Source organism: Autumnicola musiva (assembly GCF_031846585.1).
Lineage (GTDB): Bacteria > Bacteroidota > Bacteroidia > Flavobacteriales > Flavobacteriaceae > Autumnicola > Autumnicola musiva.
Genome location: NZ_JAVRHK010000006.1, coordinates 1 through 21,433, shown reverse-complemented (window position 1 = coordinate 21,433; position 21,433 = coordinate 1). Strand labels below are relative to the sequence as shown.

Genomic DNA, 21,433 nt, shown 5'->3' with positions numbered 1-21,433 from the left:
ATTATTTTTTTAGTTTTTCTGAAAAAAGTTCCTTCAGTTTTTTGATTTTAGGATCTATAATGAACTGGCAATATGGTTGTTGCCTGTGTTCATTATAAAAATCCTGATGTTCCTCTTCCGCAGTATAAAATGGCGAGGCTTCAGTAACTTCAGTAACAATGGGATTACTAAAAAATTTCTCTTCTTCCATAGTTTTTATAAGCCTTTCTGCCACTTCTTTTTGTTCTTCTGAAGTGTAAAATATAGCACTTCTATACTGGGTTCCAACATCATTTTGCTGGCGGTTAAGTGTGGTGGGATCATGAGTTGCAAAAAAAACCAGAAGTAATTCTTCAAAAGAAATCCGTTTCGAATCGAATAATATCTTAATAGATTCGGCATGTCCCGTTCTTCCGGTAATAATTTCCCTGTAAGCCGGATTTTTAATATTTCCGCCTGTAAATCCGGAAATTACCTCTGCTACTCCATCTAAACGTTGAAAAACTGCTTCAGTACACCAGAAACATCCTCCTGCTAAAATTGCAGTATCTAAATTCTTCTTTTCCATTTCTAAACAATAATTTTATTCATCTAAAATAATTGATTCTTAATCAACCATACCGGGATTTTCTATTAATTATATCAATTCCGTAATAGTCACCAAACCCGGCTCTGTAATTTCAACTTTTCCATCTTAAATTCAGATCATATTTGCCGGGCATATTTAGGAACTTAATATTGCCGGTTACTTACAATTTGGGTATTTTTCCGGACTCAATGAAAAACAAATGATTTTAGCTGATAATATTCATAAATTTTATGGAGATCTTCATGTTCTAAAAGGAGTGAATCTTCATATTAAAAAAGGAGAAATTGTTTCCATAGTAGGTGCCTCCGGTGCGGGAAAAACAACATTGCTCCAGATACTGGGCACCCTGGACCGGCCGGAGAAAGGCAATGATTCAGGTTTAACTATAAACAATTTTGAAATTGAACACTTATCTTCCAGGGAACTATCCCGGTTTCGTAATAAGCATATCGGCTTTATTTTTCAATTCCATCAGCTTCTTCCTGAATTTACAGCCCTGGAGAATATTTGTATTCCTGCTTTCATTCAGAACCAACCCAAGGCAGCAGCTGAAAATCGTGCACACCAGCTCTTAGAATTTCTGGGGCTGGAGCATAGAGCCAGCCATAAACCCGCCGAATTAAGTGGTGGTGAGCAACAGCGTATTGCTGTGGCACGGGCATTAATTAATAATCCTGCGGTAATTTTTGCCGATGAGCCTTCAGGAAATCTGGATAGTGAATCTGCAGAAAACCTGCATCAGCTTTTTTTCAGGTTAAGAAATGAATTTGACCAAACATTTGTTATTGTTACCCATAATGAAGAGCTCGCAAATATGGCCGATCGCAAACTCACAATGGTGGACGGTGAAATTATATGATCCTTTTAATCCCAAAACCTTCAACTGCAGTTGAAATTTTAATAAATGCTTCAGCAGCTGTTTAATTTTTCGCTAACCAAAAATTAGACCTATAAACATTTTTAAAGCTGAAATTTTTCCTTTTAACAAGTATAATAAAACGTTCTTAAACTTCTTTAAAATTTTAAATTACCCACCCAGACTTTGCGTACCTTCGCTGAAAATTATTCAACCAAAATATTTTTATTATGAAGAAGATTTTATTTTTAACTCTTGTACTAACTTTTGGATTTACTGGCATCTCCAACGCTCAGTTGCAGGAAGGAAACTTTATGCTTGGAGCAGATTTGGGAAGTGGTCTTTCTACTCCTGAAAGTAAAGGTTTATTTGGACTTAATGTAGGGCTTGACGACGGTGCCGGCTGGAATGTTGGCATAAGCCCAAAGGCTGGTTATATGGTAAATGATAATTTCCTTTTAGGAGGTATTGTTAATCTCGGTTTTGCTAAGGATAGTGAAGATTCAGATGAAATTTTTGTTTATGGAGTGCAGGCTCTAACCAGATTTTATATTAGACCACAGGAAGCTGATCTAGGAGATGAGGTTCCTGCAGGACAATTTTTCTTGGAAACTAATGCAGGTATAGCGGGAAGAAATGTCTCTGGCGGTGATACTACCAATGGTTTCGCATTTGGATTTGGACCGGGCTATTCTTATTTCCTTACCGACAGTGTAGCTCTTGAAACCAGTCTAAAATATAGCGGACTTGTTGGAGCCGGAAACGAGAATTATCAGAACTCTTTAGGTTTAACTTTTGGAATTCAGATATTCTTACCACGCTCTACTGCAGAAGATGCAGTTGAGGATTTTGACTAATCTAATATTTAACTATAGTGCCTGAATTTACAGCACTGTATTTATTCCCTTTTTCAAGTATAAAATCTTGGAAAAGGGAATTTTTTTATATTCCTTTTCAGAAGTTTTCAAAAACTCCAAGTCCAAACAGGGCAAAATCATATTTAACAGGGTCTTCAGGATCCAATTGGCGCAGAGAATCATCCAGTTCTTTCACAGCTTTTGCATCATTTTGTTTCCGTATAAGAAGATTTAGTTTTCTTGCTACATTACCAGAATGAACATCCAGCGGACACGATAAATTTTCAGGTGATACCGATTTCCAGATACCAAAATCCACTCCTGCATTATCATTACGAACCATCCAGCGTAAAAACATATTTATTCTTTTGGCAGATGACCCCTTTAATGGATTGCTTACATGTTTTTCGGTTCTGGATAGATGTTCTGCTTCAAAAAATAATTTTTTAAACCTGGTAATTGCAGGCTGCAATGTGCCAGGTTCTTGATATTCAGCAAAAATTTCTTCAAAGCCGCCGTAACTGGTATAGATATGGTTTAAACCGTTAATAAAGCCAATAAAATCATTTCCGTTAAATGTGCGGTGCACAAATTTTTTTAAGGGCTCCAGCTGCTCTTTATTATGATTCACTACAAAATCGTATGGTGAATTGCCCATTAATTCCATCATTCTGTTAGCATTTTTAATAATGCTCTTCCGGTTTCCCCATGCAATGGTTGCTGCCAAAAAACCCGCAATCTCAATATCTTCTTTTAAGGAATAGCCATGGGGAATAGCTACAGGATCCGGCTCAATAAAACGGGATGTATTGTATTGTTCAACTTTTTTATCTAAAAATTCTTTTAACTCCTTCCGGGTATAATCCATGATATAATGTTAAAATGAGGTTGGCAAAAGTATAATTTTCTGGTTGATCAATTTTGATATTATATAAATATCAGGAGGTAAAAATTGCAAGAAGCTTTACAAACAAGAAGTAAAATTTTATCATTTTATATTATATACGTGAGTCCACTAAAAGAAAAGTAAGACTATGCCTTAAATCAATAAATTGAGCAACCCGAAATCCTTGAATTAAATCTTAAACTTGAGAGGATATAAAACAATATTGATGAAAATGAGACAATTCTTTTTAAAACGTTAATATTAATGGCAATAAGTCATTAAATTTAAATATATTTAATAAAAGGAGTTTTTTGAGCATGAATTGTGATAATTATCCAACGAATGAAAAATTACGGCTGGCTGCTCTGGCTGAGTATGATATAGCTCATAGTAATACTGATGAAGATTATGATGAGCTGACGTTTCTCGCTGCTAAAATTCTTGAAGTCCCCATTGCTCAGATAAGCATTATCGGTAAAGAAAAAATCTGGTTTAAATCAGCATATGGATCTGATCTTAAAGAATTATCCAGGAAGAATTCTATGTGTCAGTATGCCATACTACAAAAAAATGAACAGCTTATCCTAAATAAAGCCCAGGCTTCTGAACAGTTTCAGGTAACCAGTAAATTTTACAACAAAAACCTTCAGTTTTATGCAGGAAAGCCTTTAGTAAACGATAAAGGCCATGCCATTGCTGTCTTCAGCATTTGGGATACAAAACCGAGAGAACTAAATCATTATCAGCAAAGGGCGCTTAACGCATTGGCAAACCAGGCCATGAATTTATTAGAGTTTAGAAAACAGAATAATAAACTTTATGAAGTACAAAAAAAGCTAAAGTTAAAATACAGGGAACTAGAAAGATTTTCAAGTGTGGTATCTCATGACATAAAATCCCCATTAGCAAATATTATTTCTCTGGCTGAACTTATTAAAGATGAAAACCAGGGGAAGTTTAATAAGGATACGGAACAGTATTTAAAATTCCTGGTGGAATCTTCTTATTCTCTTCGCAACTACGTAGATGGCATCCTTAGTTATTACAGAAGTGATCATATTTTTCAGCGGGATCTTGAAGATGTAAACCTGGACGAACTATTAAAAAAGGTAGCCGATCTTTATCAGGTATCAGAAGATATAAAGATTGAGTACCCAACGAATGTAAGACTATACAGAGTTAATAAGGCGGCACTGACACAAATTTTTATGAACCTTATAAGTAATGCTCTGAAATATAATGAAAAGAAACTCCGTAAAATAGAAATAAATTTCACCAAATCTGAGGATTGCTATCAATTTGCCGTTAAGGACAATGGAAATGGCATTTCTCCTGAAAATCTTGATAAAATTTTTGATCTATTTATTACCCTTGATGTAAATGACCGGGAGGGGAATCCTGGTAGCGGTATTGGTCTTGCCACCGTAAAGAAATTAATTGCAAATATGAAAGGAGAAATTAGCGTTAAATCCAAGCCGGGAGAAGGAAGTACTTTCCAATTTAAAATAAGACGGCTGTAGAGGAATAGTTTTCATTTCCTATATTTGACAAACTTTCACGCCGAGAATGTATTTTAAGTATCCGGAACTTTTATATGCCCTTTTTTTACTGATTCTTCCCATTATTGTTCATCTTTTTCAGCTTCGGCGTTTCCGGAAAGAGGAATTTACCAATGTGAAATTTCTAAAAAAAATTAGCAGGCAAACCCGCAAAAGCTCACGCCTTAAAAAATGGCTGATCCTTCTCATTAGAATGTTCGCACTTGGTAGTATTATTTTTGCTTTTGCACAACCATACTTCCCGGCCTCCCAAAACTCATTGAAAAGTAAAAGCAGGCTTTTCTATCTGGACAATTCTTTTAGTATGCAGGCATTAGCTAAAAACGAAGAATTATTACCTGAGGCTGTACAGGATTTACTGGAAAACCTGCCGAAGGAAGGACAGGTAAATATCATAACCAATGATCAAAATTTTATTGGTAATGATGCCGCTAACATCACCAATATCTTACAGAACATAGAGTACACTTCTACTCCAATGAATTTTGCCAATCTAAAACTAAGAGCTCAGGATTTTTTTGAAAATAATCCGGCAGAATTATCGGAATTTATACTGATTTCAGATTTTCAGGAAAATTCTGAAATTTCAGGTGATATGGGAAAGGGGTTCAACTTACAATTTTTACCCATACAACCAGAAAATATTATAAATATTAGCATTGATTCTGCCTATGTTTCAGAAAGAAATCCTGAAAATATTGAACTTAAGGTGCAGTTATCTTCTACGGGTAATACAAATGGACAAACCTCTGTGTCCATATCAAACGGAACAAATCTCCTCGGGAAATCTGCTGTTAATTTTGCTGAAAAAGACTCAGTAGAAATAGGTTTTAGTATATCCAACGAAAATATAGGCGATGGCAGGGTGACAATTGAAGATAACGGGCTGCAATATGATAATTCACTTTATTTCAATATGAGTACCACTCCCCCAATTAAAACTGTTCTGCTGTCTGATCCACAGAATTCCTTTTTGAAAAGAATTTATACGGAACCGGAATTTGAGCTTAGCAATTTTCCGGTTTCGGAAATAGATTACAGCAGCCTTGCCCAGGCAAGGTTGATTGTTATTGAAGAACCTGAAGAAATTCCGCCACCTCTTTCTGATATACTGGAAAAAAAGGTTAAGGAAGGATCGGTAGTGGTTTTTATCCCTGCTCTGGACGGAAATACGGCTTCTTATAACTCCTTCCTTGGAAAAATAGGCGCACCGCGGTACGGTAGTTTTAATGAACAAAACAGGCTAATCACAGGTATTCAGTTTGCGCACCCTCTGTTTAATTCGGTTTTTGAAGAAGAAGTCCTCAATTTTCAATATCCTTCTGTAAATTCCTATTTTAATCTTTCCAATGGCAGTGGTAATACAGCACTCAGCTATCAGAATAATGCTCCCTTTCTTGCGCAGAACGGTAGGTTATTTCTTTTTACTGCCGCTTTGAACAACGATAATTCAAATTTCAGAAATTCTCCTTTAGTGGTTCCTGCTTTTTACAATATGGGACTAATGGCCTTAAAACCCTTAAAACTTTATTACCAAATAAACGAAAGCAATCAAATTGATATCCCGGTATCTTCAGCTAAAGATGAAGTTTTAACTATTGCTTCCGAAGAAGAAAATTTTATTCCGCAGCAACAGGCATTTTCAGACAGGGTACAACTGACTACTGATGAATTACCGGAAATAGCAGGAAATTACGAGATTCAATACAGGGATGAAGTGGTTGGACATCTTAGCTACAATTATGATAGAAATGAAAGTGAATTGGAATATGTAAACCTGCTAAGCCTTGAAAATGTTGAAATTAGTAATAACATTAGTGAATATTTTGAAACTGAAATTGCCCTTTCTAAAATTACTTCCCTTTGGAAATGGTTTATTATTTTTGCATTATTCTTTTTAATACTCGAAATGCTCCTCTTAAAATTTCTTAAATGAAGCTACTCATAAGATCGGCCAGGATAACCGACACGCAATCTGACTTTCACAATAAAGAAGTGGATATTTTTATAAAAGATGGAATAATCAGAAAAATTGGTCCTTCACTTAAAGAAAAGGCAGATAAAGAGATTGTGAAGGACAACCTTCATGTTTCCAGGGGATGGTTTGACAGCAGTGTGAGTTTTGGGGAACCCGGGTATGAAGAAAGGGAAACTCTGGAAAACGGTATAGACACAGCCGGAAAAAGCGGTTTTACTTCTATTTGTCTTAATCCCGGTACTATGCCTGTTATTGACAATAAAAGTGCTGTAAATTCCTTAGTATCGGCAGCCGGAAATCACCCTGTTAAGCTATACTCTACAGGAGCTTTAACCGTGAAAAGCGAGGGCATTGACCTGGCAGAATTATTTGATATGAAAAAAGCCGGAGCAATTTCCTTTGGGGATTATAAGCAGCCTTTAATGAATCCAAACATGTTAAAGATCGCTTTACAGTATGCCCAGAATTTCGGAGCCCTTGTACAGTCCTTTCCCCAGGAAAACCAGATTGCCGGCAACGGCCAGGTAAATGAACATTATCACAGCACCTCGCTGGGATTAAAAGGTATTCCCAATCTGGCAGAAGAGTTACAGGTTGCCAGGGATCTTTATATTCTGGAATATACCGGAGGAAAACTACATATTCCAACCATTTCCACCGCAAAATCGGTAAAACTTATCAGGGATGCCAGAAAGAAAGGCCTGGATGTTAGCTGCAGTGTGGCTGTTCATAACCTTATTTTTACTGATGACAGGCTACAGGAGTTTGACACCAATGCCAAGGTTCTCCCACCCTTACGAACCAAAGAAGACATAAAAGCACTTATAAAAGGAATTAAAGATGGCACTGTTGATATGGTTACAGGAGATCATCAGCCAATTGATATTGAACATAAAAAAGTGGAGTTCGAAAATGCCCTTTATGGAACAATTGGACTGGAGACAGCTTTTGGAGCTTTATGTAATATTTTTTCAACCGAAGAAACCGTCAGGTTACTCACAGCAGGAAAAACCAGGTTTGGAATAGATAATCCTGAAATTAAGGAAGGTGAAAAAGCAGATTTAAGCCTATTCTTACCGAAAGAAAATTATAGCTTTTCTAAAGAGGAAATTCTCTCTACATCAAAAAATAGTATATTCCTGGGCCACAGCTTAAAGGGAAAAGCTTTTGGTATTATCACTCAAAAAGGTTTCATTAGTCACTGAGATAGGAATATTTAAAAAATGAAAGAAGGAAAATCTGCTGCAATTATAGCTTACATTACTATTGCAGGTACTGTAATAGCCTACTTTATGAATCTTGAAAGGAAGCATAAAATTGCCAGTTTTCATATAAGACAGGCATTGGGCATCCATATTCTTTTTTATTTAATGGGAATTTTAGCTTCCATGTTTACCGGTTATATGATCCCTACTGCATTTTACATTTTTGTTTTGGTTTTGTTGTTTTACGGACTAATAACTGCAGTACAGGGACAGCAAACAGAAATACCACTACTGGGCCATTTCTTCCAAAAAATCTTTAAAAGCATTACGTAAATGAATACTTCTAATCTATCATTATATCATATTGTAAAAGAGCCACTTAATAAACATAAAAAATCTCCATTATTGATAATGTTGCACGGCTACGGAAGTAATGAAGAAGATCTTTTTGCTTTTGCGAATGAGCTGCCCGAAGATCTATTTATTATTTCTGTAAGAGCCCCCTTTCCCATGCAACCTTATGGTAATGCGTGGTATGCCATTCACTGGAATAATACAGATGGCAAATTTAGCGATGAAGATCAGGCCCGGGACTCACGGGAAAAAATTGCAGGATTTATAGATGAAGCTATAGCGGCTTATCCCGTAGATCCTAAAAACGTAACACTCCTGGGCTTCAGCCAGGGCAGTATTTTAAGCTATGCTGTAAGTTTATCTTATCCTGAAAAAGTGAAAAATATCATTGCTTTAAGCGGTTACATAAATCAGGATATCGTGAAGGAAAGTTTTGAAAACAACGATTTTTCGCATTTGTCTTTTTACTCTTCCCATGGTTCGCAGGATCAGGTAATCCCTGTAGAATGGGCCAGAAACACCAAACCATTTCTTAATAAATTAAATATAGAAAATACTTATTCTGAATTTCCCGTAGGACATGGAGTGGCTCCGCAGAATTTCTTTGAAGTAAAGGAGTGGATTAAAAATAAAATCTAATTTACAGGATATAAAAAAGACTTCTCGGGAGTCAGTTCAATTTGGCCATTTTCGTCCACTGTATAACTGAAGAATACCTCTCCCCAGTAAGTTCCATCTGTGAAATCGGCAATGGCCCATTTATGATTAAGGACTTTAATTTTATTTATCCTCATCTCGCCCTGCATGCCCTCATATGGAACAAAGGGATTATCTTCTTCTGCACTGTTGGAATTAATAAGTTTATCCTGAATAGCCACGGAAACTTCTTCTTCAGAAATTCCTCGTTCTTCAAAGTAAGAAATAGCGTCTTCATTGCCCGTTAAAGTAAAATACTCCCCCTCACCGTTGATGTTTTCAAGAGAATCTAATTCATTCTGAACCTCAGACAACTGATTATCAAGACGGGTAATCTCCATAGTTTGAGCGTCAAGAATTTTTTTATCATTTACATAAATAAAAATAGTAAACATAAGAGTGAAAATAAATAAATACATCAGAATCCTTCCGCGCATACTAAATCTCTATTTTTAAATTATCATAAGAAAGAAAAACATTTTCAGGTAATTCCCGCTCAACTTCATCATGAAAGCCAAGCAAATGGCTTATATGGGTTAAATAAGCACGATCCGGACCTATTTTCCTGATAAATTCCAATGCTTCATCTAAATTAAAATGGGAATGATGAGCTTCCCTGCGTAAGGCATTTACAACTAATACCTTTACTCCTTTCAGCTTTTCTGCCTCTTTGTCTTCAATCTTTTTTAAATCGGTTAGATAAGCAAAGTCCTCCATCCGAAAACCAAAAACCTGTAGTCTACCATGCCAGAAATTAACAGGAACTACATCCAGGCCTTCAAATTCAAAAGGCTCATTAATTATTTCATACTCCTTTACTCCAGGTGCGCCTGGATACTTATTTTCTGTAGTAAAAATATAATCAAAACGTTCGCGAAGTGCTTTTAAAACTCTTTTATGAGCAAAGATGGGAATATTTCCCTGCCGGAAGAAAAAAGGACGAATATCATCCAGTCCTGCAGTGTGATCGTTATGCTCGTGAGTATAAAAAATAGCATCCAGCCTTTCGACATTATTAGCAAGCATCTGCGCTCTGAAATCGGGGCCGCAATCAATAAGAATATTGTGACCATTCCATTCAATTAAAACCGAAACACGTAGCCGTTTATCCTTTGAATTTTCGCTTAAACACACAGGGTGCTGGCTACCTATAATAGGGATGCCCTGGGAAGTTCCGGTGCCTAAAAATGTAACTTTCAATAAGTGTAATTTTATCACAAAAGTAATTATATTTTTTTGTTTAGCTGGGTGTTTTAGTACCTTTGATTACACAAAAAATGAAATTCATTTAAAAGAAAAATTATGCCAATTACCATAATGGGCGACAAGGAATTTGAGAATGTTCCTTCTATTAAAAGCAAAGCGCTTCGCATTAATTTAAATGCGAATATTTACGGAACTTTTTCTGAAATTGGCGCCGGTCAGGAAACGGTAAGGAATTTTTTTCGCGCCGGTGGTGGCTCCGGTACCATAGCAAAAGCCATGAGTGCCTATGATAAAGATTTTAGTGATGCAATTTATGGTGTTGAAGATGACCGGAGGTATGTTACAGAAGCCCGGCTTAAACGAATGCTCAGCCACGAAATTAATCTTATAGAACAGAGAATTTCCCGCGAAAAGCATCCCGATAAGCTTTTCTTTACCTATGCAAATACGGTTGCCACCATAGATTTTGCTAAAAAATATAAAGGCCATGGTTGGGTAGGAATAAAATATCAGGTTAAACCAGATGAAGATTACAACGAAATTAGCCTGCACGTTCGATTCCACGAAAATGATGCAAGGCACCAACAAAACACCCTGGGAATCCTTGGGGTAAATCTAATTTACGGGGCCTATTATAAATATGATAATCCCAAGAAATTACTACGATATCTTTACGATCACATTGATAAAGATCAAATTGAAATCGATACCATCAATTTTTCCGGGCCACGCTTTGAGAATGTAGACAACAGGCTTATGAGTCTGCAACTGGTGAAAAATGGAATGACCGATGCTGTAATGTTTGCACCTGACGGCCACAATGTATTACCGGCAAAAATTCTCTACAAAAAGAATATCCTTGCCCTTAGGGGAAGTTTCCGACCCGTTACTAAAGTGAACATGGATATGTATGAGCGTTCACTCGATTTATTTCTTAAAGAGAATAAAGTAGATAAGGAGACTACGGAAGTAATTTTTGAAATTACTCTTTCCAATCTTAGGGCTGAAGGTGAAATAGATGAAAGGGATTTCATGGATCGCGCAGAACTTTTATGTTCTCTTGGGCAGACGGTTATGATATCTAACTTCCAGGAATACTATAAGGTTGTTGAGTACTTTTCCAGATATTCAAAGCAACGTATGGGCTTAGCAATGGGCGTTAATAACCTGATTGATGTTTTTGATGAAAAGTACTACAGGCATTTAAGCGGTGGTATTCTTGAAGCCTTCGGTAAATTATTCTTTAAAGATCTGAAAGTATATCTTTATCCTCTTAAAGATGCTGAAACCGGTGAGATTACCAACAGCGACACCTTGAAAGTTCATCCAAGGATGAAAGAATTATACAAATTCTTTAAATACAACGGTAGGGTTGAAGATATTGAAAATTATAATCCGGAAATTCTTGATATTTATTCGCGTGAAGTCTTACAGATGATTAGCGAAGGTAAAGATGGATGGGAAGACATGCTTCCTGAAAAAACCACGGCAATGATAAAGGATCTCAATCTTTTTCATTATCAGGAAAACAAGAAAAAGGCGGAAACCGAAAAAGCGGAAATCAAGCATTAAATTTTAGATCAAATCGATATAAAAAGCAAAAGGCCCTGACAAAAATCAGGACCTTTTTTTTCCTTCAATTTCTGTAGAATCTTAATCTATTCTTTCAATTTTCGCTCCTATAGCTTTTAAACGTTTATCAATATCTTCATAACCTCTGTCTATTTGCTCAATATTATGAATAACTGAAGTCCCTTTTGCTGATAAAGCTGCTATTAACAATGAAATCCCTGCTCTAATATCTGGAGAACTCATTGTGGTTGCCTTTAAAGTCGATTTAAAATCGTGGCCAATTACTGTTGCCCGGTGCGGATCACAAAGTATAATTTTTGCGCCCATATCTATGAGCTTATCTACAAAAAATAAACGGCTCTCAAACATTTTTTGATGCACAAGGATACTTCCCCTTGCCTGCGTAGCCACAACAAGGATAATGCTCAGCAAATCTGGTGTAAAGCCCGGCCATGGTGCATCACTAATGTTCATAATGGAGCCATCTATAAAATTCTGCACCTCATAACCTTCAGTATGGGCAGGAATATGAATATCATCTCCACTATTTTCTACAGTAATTCCTAATTTTCTAAAAGTATTGGGAATAAGGCCAAGCATTTCCCAATTTACATTTTTAATAGTGATTTCACTCCTGGTCATTGCGGCAAGACCAATCCAGGAACCAATTTCAATCATATCTGGTAAAATGCGGTGATCACAACCTCCTAATTGCTTCACCCCTTCTATGCTAATAAGATTAGACCCAACGCCGCTTATTTTTGCGCCCATTGAATTCAGCATCTTACAAAGTTGCTGTAAGTAAGGTTCACAAGCGGCATTATAAATTGTGGTAATGCCTTTTGCCAAAACTGCAGCCATAATAATATTCGCTGTTCCGGTTACCGAGGCTTCTTCAAGCAACATATAGCTCCCTTTAAGACCTTCTTTGGGAGCCTCTACCCCATAAAACCGTTCTTCTTTATTATATCTGAATTTTGCTCCGAGTTTAATAAAACCTTCAAAATGGGTGTCCAGACGGCGGCGCCCAATTTTATCTCCCCCGGGACGGGGAATATATCCCTTCCCAAACCTGGCCAGCAAAGGACCAACAATCATTATTGAACCACGAAGTCCGCTGCCATCAATTTTAAATTGATCGCTGGTTAAATATTCCAGGTCAAGGGCATCACTCTGAAAAGTATAGTCTCCTCTCCCCTCATGATTCACCTTTACCCCAAGGTTTTTAAGAAGCCTTATAAGTTTATTTACATCAAGAATATCAGGAATGTTAGTTATCCTGACTTTTTCTGAAGTTAAAAGTACGGCACAAAGTATTTGAAGAGCTTCATTTTTAGCACCTTGTGGCTGTATTTCACCACTCAGGCGCTGCCCTCCCTCTATCTGGAAAGTTCCCATAAATAAAAGTGCTTTATTTAATGACGCTTACGGCCTTTTCTACCGGATTTTTTAGGACTGCTTTTTGAATGTTTTTTTCTTCCCCTTAAAAGATTGGAAGAGTCACTTAAATCCTCATCAGAATTTTTCAAATTCAATTCTCCGTTGCTTAGCTCCTTCAAATGATCAAAAATCACATTATCATCCACCGTATCCCGGTTCCAGTTCAGGAAAGATTTTTTCATATGATTGGCTATAGTGTAAACAAGGGCTTCTTTTAATGGCCCTTCATCATATTGTTTAGCTTCATCAATCATTCGTTTAATATTGTTTCCGTAGAAACGATATTTGGGAAAATTCTGCGGATAGGCCAATGGTTCCGGATGCTCTTCCAGTTGTTCTTTAGACGGCTCCGGAAAAGGTGATTCCACATTCAGTTTAAAATCACTGATTATGAATAACTGGTCCCACAATTTATGCTGAAAATCGGGCACATCCCTAAGATGCGGATTCATATTGCCCATTACAGCAATTATAGAACGGGCAACTTTATTTCGCTCTTCATCATCTTCAATACCTATGGCATGATCAACCATTTTTTGCAGATGCCTTCCATATTCAGGAATAATCAGATGGTTTCTTTCAGAATTATATTCTAATGCGTTCGTCAAATTTGAAATTTATAAGGTGATACTTAAGTGTAGAAGTTTTATAAGGTTGCAAAATAACAAATATAATTTAAAGAAAATAAGAATAATGAGGCTTTTATTGGTATTACCAGCTTACAGGGAAATAACCCCTTTTACTTCCCTTCCTATTTCCTTGTATTTTTCAATAACAGCATCTGGATTCTTCATCCTTACATTTATGGAAACACTTGTGTATTTTCCATTTTTAGACTGTTTGGTATTAATTACTGCGCCCATATTATCAAATATGGTTTCTATTTGTTCAATCTCCTTCTTATTGGTAGGAACAATAAATTTATAAAGATATTCAGAAGGCCATTTTGTAGTATCCTGTAATTGTTTTTTCAGCTTTTTATAGAATTCTTCCCTGTTTCCCGCTTCACTCATAACTTTTCTTCATTTTAAGTGCAAAGATACAAGAATGCTTTCATTTTTATAATCAATTTCAATTAACGAAATTTGCCGCGTGAAAAAGAAAAAGATAGTTATTACCGGCGGTCCCGGTACCGGAAAATCTTCCATAGTTCATCAACTCGAAAACAACGGCCAAACCTGCCTTCATGAAATTTCAAGGGAGGTAATACGTGAAGCTCAACTGCATGGGATTGAACAGCTTTTTTTGGAGGATCCACTGTTATTTAGCAGAAAATTGCTCGAAGGAAGGATCTCCCAGTTCCATGAAGCTGAAGATTTTCCTGTGAACCATATCTTTATAGACAGAGGAATTCCTGATGTTTTGGCTTACATGGATTATTTTGATACAAGATATGCGGAAGAGTTCATTGCCCCTTGCGAAAACTACCGGTACGATTTCATTTTTATTCTTCCGCCCTGGAAGTCTATTTATAAAAGCGATAACGAACGTTATGAATCTTTTGATGAGGCCAGCAGGATTTCGGAATATCTTGAAACCACTTATAAAATCTACGGATACCAACCAGTAATTGTTCCCGAGGCCAGTGTGGAAGAAAGAACTAACTTTATACTTAATAAGCTTGAGAATTAGATTTGCAAAAAGCACTCAAAATATTAAAAAGGCACTGGGGATATTTGGAATTCCGACCCCAGCAATTACCTGTAATTGAAGCCCTTGTTGCTAAAAAAGATGTAATTGCCCTTTTACCTACAGGAGGAGGAAAATCTGTCTGTTTTCAGATTCCTGCTCTTCTTCAGGAGGGAATTTGTATTGTGGTTTCACCATTAATCGCTTTAATGAAAGATCAGGTAAATGCTCTTCAGCAAAAAAACATTAAAGCAATGGCACTTACCGGTGGGATGCGTTATGATGATGTAGACAAACAACTGGATAACTGTATCTATGGAAATTATAAATTCCTTTACCTTTCCCCTGAACGCCTGCAACAGGATCTTGTACAGCAACGTATAAAGCAAATGAATGTAAATCTTGTTGCTATAGATGAGGCGCATTGCATATCCCAATGGGGACACGATTTTAGGCCTGCTTACAGGAACATCTCATTGCTCCGGGAATTAAAACCAGAAGCGCCATTTGCTGCACTTACCGCCACAGCTACCACGGAAGTGATTCAAGATATGAAAGCGGAACTGCAAATCCCCAATGCCATTGTGATAAAAAGATCCTTTGAAAGGTCTAATATTGCTTATAATGTTCTTAATGCGGAAGATAAATATTACCGGTTATTACAATTGCTGAAAAAAAAGAATGAGAGTGTTATAATATATGTTCGCAGCAGGAATGCAACTATGGAAACTACCACTTTTCTGCGAAAAAATAGCCACAGTGCTGAAGCATTTCACGGCGGATTGAAAAATGAAGAAAAAGCCCTTAGACTTGAAAAATGGCTAAACAACGATTTTAATATTATGGTGGCCACCACAGCATTTGGAATGGGCATAGACAAACCCGATGTCCGGCAGGTTATCCATCTGAATTTACCGGAAAGCCTGGAGAGTTACTTCCAGGAGGCCGGAAGAGCAGGACGTGATGAAAAACCGGCAGTTGCTACCATTGTTACCAATCCCGGGGATATTCCTGTTCTAAAAAATCAGTTTTTGATAAACCTGCCAAAAGTGGAAGACGTAAAACTGGTTTATAAAAAACTTAATTCTTATTTCAGAATAGCCTATGGAGAAGGAGAAAACGAAAATCACGATTTCAATTTTTCAGAATTTTGCACCCAATATGAGCTGAATTCCATTAAAACCTTTAATGCAATGCAAATGCTTGACCGGTGCAGCATTATCAGGTTGTCCCAGCAATTTCAAAGAAAAACCGAACTGCAATTTATAGTTTCAGATAAACAACTTTCCTATTATCTAAGGGATAATTCTACCAGCGATAAGCTTGTTAAGGCTATTTTACGAACTTACGGCGGGATATTTGAAAATAAAATTAGTATCAACCTGGGCGCGGTTTGTAAAAAAGCTGGGCTGGCAGAAGAAGAAACCATAGATATCCTGAAAAAGTTGGGAAGAGATCAGATTATAGATTTTGCATATTTCCAGAACGATGCTTCCGTTAATTTTCTTGTTCCGAGAGAAGATGATATCACTATTAATCCGGTTGCTGCTTTTATAAAGCTACATCATCAAAATAAAAAGCAAAAAATTGAAGCGGTGATAGAATACGTAAACAAGAATGATGTTTGCCGAAACCTTCAATTGCTGAATTATTTCGGAGAAAAACCGAAAATACCCTGCGGAATTTGCTCTGTATGTTCTGTAAAAAATAGTAGGCTAAACAAAGAGCAAATGAACGAAATTTATAAAGAGATTGCAGCGCTTTTGAAAAAAAGGGAATTGACCTCACGGGAACTTGTTGAGAATATTACTTTTCCCGAACAACATATATTAAAGGTGCTGCAATTACTAACCGAAAAAAGGATTATTGACCGCATCGAATCCAACAGATTTAAATTAATAAAAAATGAAAGATATTAGAATTGTTTTTATGGGCACTCCCGGTTTTGCAGTAAGTAGCCTTAAGGCTATTATCGAAGCCAAATATAAGGTAGTGGGAGTAATCACCGCTCCAGATAAGCCTGCGGGAAGAGGAAGAAAACTTCAGCAAAGTGATGTAAAAAAATATGCCAAGGAAGAAAATTTAAAGATTCTTCAGCCTACAAATCTAAAATCTGAAGAATTTCTGAAGGAGCTAAAAGCTTTAGAACCGGATGTACAGGTAGTGGTTGCTTTCAGAATGTTACCCCAAACCGTTTGGGCTTTACCCAGATTTGGGACCTTTAATCTGCATGCTTCCCTCCTGCCCCAGTATCGTGGCGCTGCCCCCATTAACTGGAGTATAATAAACGGAGACCGTGAGACAGGCGTTTCTACTTTCTTTATAGACGACAAGATTGACACAGGTGCCATGATCCTTCAGGAAAAGCTTAGCATTGGAGAAAATGAAAACGTGGGGCAGCTTCACGACAGGTTAATGGAGAACGGGGCCAGGCTGGTTGTAAAAACACTTGAGCTTATTCAAAATAAAAAAATAAAAACCACACTTCAGGAAGAAAGTGAAACACTAAAAGCCGCTCCAAAACTTACCAGGAAAAATACTAAAATTGACTGGCAAAAACCTGTTGACGAAATTCATAATCTTATAAGGGGCTTAAATCCCTATCCTGCCGCATGGTGTATTTTGGAAAATTTTTCCGAAGAATTTAAGGTGAAAGTTTTTGATATCGAAAAGATAAAACATGAACATAAAAATGAACCTGGTAGTGTTCTAATAGAAGAAAAAAAGATGGTTGTTGCAGCAAAAGATGGTTCTGTTAATATAAAAGAAATTCAATTACCGGGAAAAAGAAAAATGGAGGTAAAAGAACTATTAAATGGCTACACCTTTAATTCTGAAGCAAAAATGCGCTGAGGCCTTATGGCTACTGAAATCATAAAAAGTCAATCTTTTTAACGCTTCTTTATTAACAAAAGGTTAAAGTTATTAACAATAATCTGCTTTTCCCTTGATATTACTTGCATGGCCGGGAAATCCATATAAATTTGTAATGCAATGTAACAGAATGTTTAACCAACAACTCAATTTAAATTTCGAATTATGAACAAAACTGATTTAATCGATGCAATGGCTGAAAATGCTGGAATTTCAAAAGCTGCAGCAAAAAAAGCCTTAGAATCTTTCCTGGAGAATATCGAAACTTCTCTTAAAAAGGGAGACAGAGTTTCCCTAGTAGGATTTGGATCCTGGTCTGTATCTAAAAGAGCTGCACGTGAAGGTAGAAATCCTCAAACAGGTAAAACCATTAAAATCGCTGCTAAAAATGTAGTAAAATTTAAAGCTGGAGCAGATTTGCAAAAAGCTGTAAACTAATAATCTACATTAGTAAAAAATCTTTAGGCCTCCCCTTTGGGAGGCTTTTTTTATTAAAAATTTTATGAGAATGATTTGATTTTTTTAAATAAATAAGTAGATTAGTTAAAAAGAACCCATTTATGATAGCTTTAAAACCAGCCAAAGGACATCTGCTAGTGGCAGAGCCTACAATTTTCGGGGACGTGGCATTCAACCGTTCGGTGGTGCTGTTAGCTAATCATTCCGATACCGGATCTGTAGGTTTTATCCTTAATAAAATTCACGAATTTACACTCAGGGATCTTATTCCTGAACTTCAGGTGCCATATAAAATTTATAATGGCGGTCCTGTGGAGCAGGACAATCTTTATTTTATACATAAAGTACCTGAACTTATCCCCGACAGCGTTGAAATTGCCAGCGGCATTTACTGGGGAGGTAACTTTGAAGCGGTTAAAGAATTGATTATAAAAGGACTTCTACCTGAAAACCAGATTAAATTCTTCCTGGGATATTCAGGTTGGGATGCTGATCAATTAAATGCTGAACTGGATTCACATTCCTGGATTGTGACAACTAATGAAGAGAGTACTAACTTAATTGAGAGGCCTTACCGTTCCTTCTGGAAGGATAAAATGCTCCAACTTGGCGGAGAATATCTATTATGGTGCAATGCCCCTGAAAACCCAAGTTATAACTAGCCCAGGCGTGCTTTAACATTAAGTTTTGAGAGTAATGTTTTTGATGTTTTGCTGTCAAAAATCTTCTTCCGGTATTTACTAACTGGTTGAATTCCCACGGCAATATTTGTAATAAAAAGCTCATCCGCTTTCTGCAGCTCAAAAGGTGAAATTGAAATTTCTTCCAGGGCAAATTCTGGTAGTTTTTTGATGATACTTAATAGTTGTTTTCTTATTATGCCATTTAAAGCGCCGTCATTTAAGGGCGGTGTTTTAATAATATTATCTTTCACTAAAAAAATATTCCCATTAAGAGCTTCCACCACATTTTTCTTTTCATTCAAAAGTAAACAGTTATTGTAAGCATTTTCACTGGCAAAAATACTTCCCAGGGTATTTATAGCTCTGTTATTTGATTTTATAGTAGAAAGAATTCCACTATTTATATAATGATTTTTAAACAGCTCAATTTCATAAGGTTCCTCATTGAAGAGATAAAAGGCATTTTCAAGTAATGAGCAGGTTGTCACATAACCCACTTCTCTTGTAGTAGGTGTATAATACCCACCTTCTTTCCTATAAACTGAAAATCGGACACGGGCGGGAGATGATGAAAGATTATTAGCACTAACTAAAGCTTTAATTTCCTCTTCCAGAAATTCAGGAGAAAAAGAAGGTGGAATTTCCATCCTCATTATCCGCATAGAAGACATTAATCTAAAATAATGATCTTCCCAAAACATGATTTTTCCATTTATAACCCTTATGGTTTCAAAAACCGAATCTCCATAGGTAAAGCCGCGGTTATAAACCGAAAGATTTGCATTTTTTTCTTCGAGTAGTTCTCCGTTTAGATTTATCATAAAAAAAGCCCCGTATTTAGCGGGGCAAAGGTAATATTTATATCAGGAATATTAAACTGATCCTAATACCTGTTTTAAATCTGAAATCATATTCTCCCAAAGCATTTTATTTTCCTCAACTTCATCCTCTTCAGCATAATCGGTAACCATTATAGAAACATCTTTGGTTATATCATCAACCTGGATTCTGATTTCAAAATAATATGGAGTATCCTCTTCCTCTATCCACCTGAATTTGATACGCTCATCGCTTTTTTTACTAACCAATTTAGCTTTTTCCTCACTTCCTTCCCATATAAAAGTAAAGATTTCTCCACGGGAATTTACATTATCTGCATACCACTCACTTAGTCCCGAAGGCGTAGAAATATATTGGTATAATAAAGAAGGAGAAGCGTGAATAGGAAACTCCATTTCGTACTTGATCTTTTCTTCCATTTCTTGATTTTTGATTTGCGCCAATATAGATATTAATTAGAAAGATTAAAAAGAAAAGATTTAAATATTTTAGATTTTATTATTTGCGGCAATTGAAATTGTTTCTATATTTGCACCCGCATTTACAAAGACTGTTAAATGCTGAAAAAGTCAACACCCATCAAGTATTGACTATTCATAAATAAGGCGAGGTAGCTCAGTTGGTTAGAGCGTCGGATTCATAACCCGGAGGTCCCGAGTTCAAATCTCGGTCTCGCTACCAGTAAAATAAAGGCTTTTCGAGAAATCGGAAAGCCTTTTGCATTTAGTGGGTACAAAATAAAAGAAAATCGGATCAAGCCCAATTGTTGTGTTTAAGCAAAAATTGTAGTCAATCTATATAGGAAGAATTCTATATTTTTCACTCCTCTAAACTGAGCCCTAAACGCTTTTATCTTTGCATTAAAGGATTCTGCTGAAGCATTCGTACTTCTATTGATAAAGTAATTGAGAATAGACCTGTAATTAAGGGTAATGGTTTTGGCTATGGTATTAAAAGCCTTAAACCCCTTATCCTCTACATCCTTGTACCAGTGGGCTAGTTTTGTATAGGCCCTTTCTTTTGATTTAGCATTGTTAAACATATTTCTAAGCCTTTGTACAAGATTAAACGCAAGCTTTATGTCTGGGTATTGTTCAAAGAGTATTTTACTGCGTAGGGATTGGTTCTCTGTCCAATTCGAAGGAGCTTTATAGAGCAGGTAACGGGAACGTGCTAATAATTGTTTTCTGGTATCACCATTTTTAAATATTTCCGGATTAAAACCTTTTTGCTTTAACCTAGCTTGTTTGATCTGTTCATTTTCCATATCTATAGCTTCCCAGCGGTAAAAAGCAGCGAACTCGACGGTCATTCGGGTTCCCTGTGCTACTAAGTTCCAGTCACGACCGGGTAAGCCAATGCAAAATGGATATATAGAACGATTAAATCGATTTTATAGAGAAGATATATTAGATGCTTACTGGTTTAATGATTTACATCAACTAAGATCTTTAAGCAATAAATGGATGGAAGATTATAATAATAACCATCCACATCAATCAATAGGGAATAAATCTCCTAGAGAATATAAACCTAGATTCGCGGAAGAATTCTTCCCTGAAGTTAATGATATCAATAAAAATTTATTGAATTTAGCTGTGTCTTAAGTTGGGTAAGCCTACATGACCATTGGAGGGAAGACTATAATGGTTTTAGGCCACATAGTTCATTGAAAGATATGCCTCCAAATGAGTACATCGAAAAGAAAGAAAATAGCTCAGATTTTCTACTTTTAACCAGTTCGTAAATCGGGAGGAGGTCAATAATTACT

The 21,433-nt window shown here is 36.4% G+C and carries 25 protein-coding genes and 1 tRNA gene; 16 read left to right on the top strand and 10 right to left on the bottom strand.

Annotated elements, in window-relative coordinates; all coding sequences use genetic code 11:
* Position 1 precedes the first annotated feature (1 nt).
* Positions 2-547: a peptide-methionine (S)-S-oxide reductase MsrA gene (gene msrA, locus RM539_RS09635; protein WP_311503182.1), complete on the bottom strand. Its 546-nt coding sequence runs from the start codon at positions 545-547 to the stop codon at positions 2-4.
* 220 nt (positions 548-767) lie between these two features.
* Between msrA and RM539_RS09630 the strand changes: the two genes are divergently transcribed.
* Both RM539_RS09630 and RM539_RS09625 read left to right on the top strand, forming a co-directional pair.
* Entirely contained in the window at positions 768-1,427 is a 660-nt protein-coding gene (locus RM539_RS09630; RefSeq protein WP_311503181.1) for an ABC transporter ATP-binding protein, read from the top strand.
* Between the two features lie 227 nt (positions 1,428-1,654).
* Complete coding sequence (locus tag RM539_RS09625) at positions 1,655-2,281, top strand: hypothetical protein (RefSeq protein ID WP_311503180.1); 627 nt, start codon at positions 1,655-1,657, stop codon at positions 2,279-2,281.
* 97 nt (positions 2,282-2,378) lie between these two features.
* Here the strand turns inward: RM539_RS09625 and RM539_RS09620 are convergent, their stop codons facing one another.
* The gene (locus RM539_RS09620) at positions 2,379-3,149 is read right to left on the bottom strand and encodes a TIGR02757 family protein (protein ID WP_311503179.1); all 771 of its coding nucleotides are present in this window, start codon (positions 3,147-3,149) and stop codon (positions 2,379-2,381) included.
* Between the two features lie 335 nt (positions 3,150-3,484).
* Between RM539_RS09620 and RM539_RS09615 the strand changes: the two genes are divergently transcribed.
* From RM539_RS09615 to RM539_RS09595, 5 genes are read left to right on the top strand one after another with little or no spacing between them, the layout of a single operon-like run.
* The gene (locus RM539_RS09615) at positions 3,485-4,687 is read left to right on the top strand and encodes a sensor histidine kinase (RefSeq protein WP_311503367.1); all 1,203 of its coding nucleotides are present in this window, start codon (positions 3,485-3,487) and stop codon (positions 4,685-4,687) included.
* A gap of 46 nt (positions 4,688-4,733) precedes the next feature.
* The gene (locus RM539_RS09610; protein WP_311503178.1) at positions 4,734-6,662 is read left to right on the top strand and encodes a BatA domain-containing protein; all 1,929 of its coding nucleotides are present in this window, start codon (positions 4,734-4,736) and stop codon (positions 6,660-6,662) included.
* Entirely contained in the window at positions 6,659-7,909 is a 1,251-nt protein-coding gene (locus RM539_RS09605) for a dihydroorotase (protein WP_311503177.1), read from the top strand. Before RM539_RS09610 ends, RM539_RS09605 begins: the two co-directional genes overlap by 4 nt.
* Positions 7,910-7,927: 18 nt before the next feature.
* A complete protein-coding gene (locus RM539_RS09600; protein ID WP_311503176.1) occupies positions 7,928-8,242 on the top strand; it encodes a magnetosome magnetite crystal formation protein family in 315 nt (104 codons plus the stop codon).
* Positions 8,243-8,902, top strand: a complete 660-nt coding sequence (locus RM539_RS09595; protein ID WP_311503175.1) for an alpha/beta hydrolase — start codon at positions 8,243-8,245, stop codon at positions 8,900-8,902.
* On the opposite strand, the gene RM539_RS09590 is transcribed toward RM539_RS09595, so the two are convergent.
* Together RM539_RS09590 and RM539_RS09585 are read right to left on the bottom strand one after the other, a co-directional pair.
* Entirely contained in the window at positions 8,899-9,396 is a 498-nt protein-coding gene (locus RM539_RS09590) for a hypothetical protein (RefSeq protein ID WP_311503174.1), read from the bottom strand. The two genes, RM539_RS09595 and RM539_RS09590, sit on opposite strands and share 4 nt — an antisense overlap.
* A 1-nt stretch (position 9,397) precedes the next feature.
* The gene (locus RM539_RS09585) at positions 9,398-10,159 is read right to left on the bottom strand and encodes an MBL fold metallo-hydrolase (RefSeq protein WP_311503173.1); all 762 of its coding nucleotides are present in this window, start codon (positions 10,157-10,159) and stop codon (positions 9,398-9,400) included.
* A 102-nt stretch (positions 10,160-10,261) separates the two neighbouring features.
* Between RM539_RS09585 and RM539_RS09580 the strand changes: the two genes are divergently transcribed.
* The gene (locus RM539_RS09580; protein WP_311503172.1) at positions 10,262-11,737 is read left to right on the top strand and encodes a TonB-dependent receptor; all 1,476 of its coding nucleotides are present in this window, start codon (positions 10,262-10,264) and stop codon (positions 11,735-11,737) included.
* 81 nt (positions 11,738-11,818) lie between these two features.
* Here RM539_RS09580 and murA read toward each other — a convergent pair whose 3' ends face one another.
* The 3 genes from murA to RM539_RS09565 all read right to left on the bottom strand — a co-directional run bounded on the left by murA (position 11,819) and on the right by RM539_RS09565 (position 14,190).
* Entirely contained in the window at positions 11,819-13,135 is a 1,317-nt protein-coding gene (gene murA / locus RM539_RS09575) for a UDP-N-acetylglucosamine 1-carboxyvinyltransferase (protein WP_311503171.1), read from the bottom strand.
* Positions 13,136-13,152: 17 nt separating this feature from the next.
* The gene (locus RM539_RS09570) at positions 13,153-13,785 is read right to left on the bottom strand and encodes a DUF4290 domain-containing protein (RefSeq protein ID WP_311503170.1); all 633 of its coding nucleotides are present in this window, start codon (positions 13,783-13,785) and stop codon (positions 13,153-13,155) included.
* A gap of 111 nt (positions 13,786-13,896) precedes the next feature.
* On the bottom strand, positions 13,897-14,190 hold the full coding sequence (locus RM539_RS09565) for a DUF493 family protein (RefSeq protein WP_311503169.1): 294 nt from the start codon (positions 14,188-14,190) through the stop codon (positions 13,897-13,899).
* A gap of 79 nt (positions 14,191-14,269) precedes the next feature.
* On the opposite strand from RM539_RS09565, the gene RM539_RS09560 reads away from it, so the two are divergent.
* The 5 genes from RM539_RS09560 (at position 14,270) to RM539_RS09540 (ending at position 18,801) form a co-directional block, all read left to right on the top strand.
* Entirely contained in the window at positions 14,270-14,809 is a 540-nt protein-coding gene (locus RM539_RS09560; protein ID WP_311503168.1) for an AAA family ATPase, read from the top strand.
* A 2-nt stretch (positions 14,810-14,811) separates the two neighbouring features.
* The gene (locus tag RM539_RS09555) at positions 14,812-16,725 is read left to right on the top strand and encodes a RecQ family ATP-dependent DNA helicase (RefSeq protein WP_311503167.1); all 1,914 of its coding nucleotides are present in this window, start codon (positions 14,812-14,814) and stop codon (positions 16,723-16,725) included.
* A complete protein-coding gene (fmt, locus tag RM539_RS09550) occupies positions 16,712-17,659 on the top strand; it encodes a methionyl-tRNA formyltransferase (protein WP_311503166.1) in 948 nt (315 codons plus the stop codon). Before RM539_RS09555 ends, fmt begins: the two co-directional genes overlap by 14 nt.
* A gap of 186 nt (positions 17,660-17,845) precedes the next feature.
* Complete coding sequence (locus RM539_RS09545) at positions 17,846-18,118, top strand: HU family DNA-binding protein (RefSeq protein WP_311503165.1); 273 nt, start codon at positions 17,846-17,848, stop codon at positions 18,116-18,118.
* A gap of 122 nt (positions 18,119-18,240) precedes the next feature.
* Positions 18,241-18,801 carry a YqgE/AlgH family protein gene (locus RM539_RS09540; protein ID WP_311503164.1) on the top strand — a complete coding sequence of 187 codons (561 nt, stop codon included), beginning with the start codon at positions 18,241-18,243 and terminating at the stop codon, positions 18,799-18,801.
* Here the strand turns inward: RM539_RS09540 and RM539_RS09535 are convergent.
* Together RM539_RS09535 and RM539_RS09530 are read right to left on the bottom strand one after the other, a co-directional pair.
* A complete protein-coding gene (locus tag RM539_RS09535) occupies positions 18,798-19,643 on the bottom strand; it encodes an aminotransferase class IV (RefSeq protein ID WP_311503163.1) in 846 nt (281 codons plus the stop codon). The genes RM539_RS09540 and RM539_RS09535 overlap by 4 nt on opposite strands.
* Before the next feature lie 51 nt (positions 19,644-19,694).
* Positions 19,695-20,081 (bottom strand): START-like domain-containing protein, encoded by a 387-nt coding sequence (locus tag RM539_RS09530; RefSeq protein ID WP_311503162.1) that lies wholly within the window; start codon positions 20,079-20,081, stop codon positions 19,695-19,697.
* 185 nt (positions 20,082-20,266) lie between these two features.
* Here RM539_RS09530 and RM539_RS09525 point away from each other — a divergent pair.
* Positions 20,267-20,343: transfer RNA gene (locus RM539_RS09525), tRNA-Met, on the top strand.
* A 91-nt stretch (positions 20,344-20,434) separates the two neighbouring features.
* Here RM539_RS09525 and RM539_RS09520 read toward each other — a convergent pair.
* Positions 20,435-20,974, bottom strand: coding sequence for an ISAon1 family transposase (locus RM539_RS09520; RefSeq protein ID WP_311503161.1), 540 nt, complete (start codon positions 20,972-20,974; stop codon positions 20,435-20,437).
* Here RM539_RS09520 and RM539_RS20100 point away from each other — a divergent pair.
* Positions 20,973-21,269, top strand: a complete 297-nt coding sequence (locus RM539_RS20100) for an integrase core domain-containing protein (RefSeq protein WP_432264622.1) — start codon at positions 20,973-20,975, stop codon at positions 21,267-21,269. The two genes, RM539_RS09520 and RM539_RS20100, sit on opposite strands and share 2 nt — an antisense overlap.
* Positions 21,248-21,409 (top strand): integrase core domain-containing protein, encoded by a 162-nt coding sequence (locus RM539_RS20095; protein WP_432264621.1) that lies wholly within the window; start codon positions 21,248-21,250, stop codon positions 21,407-21,409. The genes RM539_RS20100 and RM539_RS20095 overlap by 22 nt, the downstream gene beginning before the upstream one ends.
* The last annotated feature ends 24 nt before the right edge of the window (positions 21,410-21,433 follow it).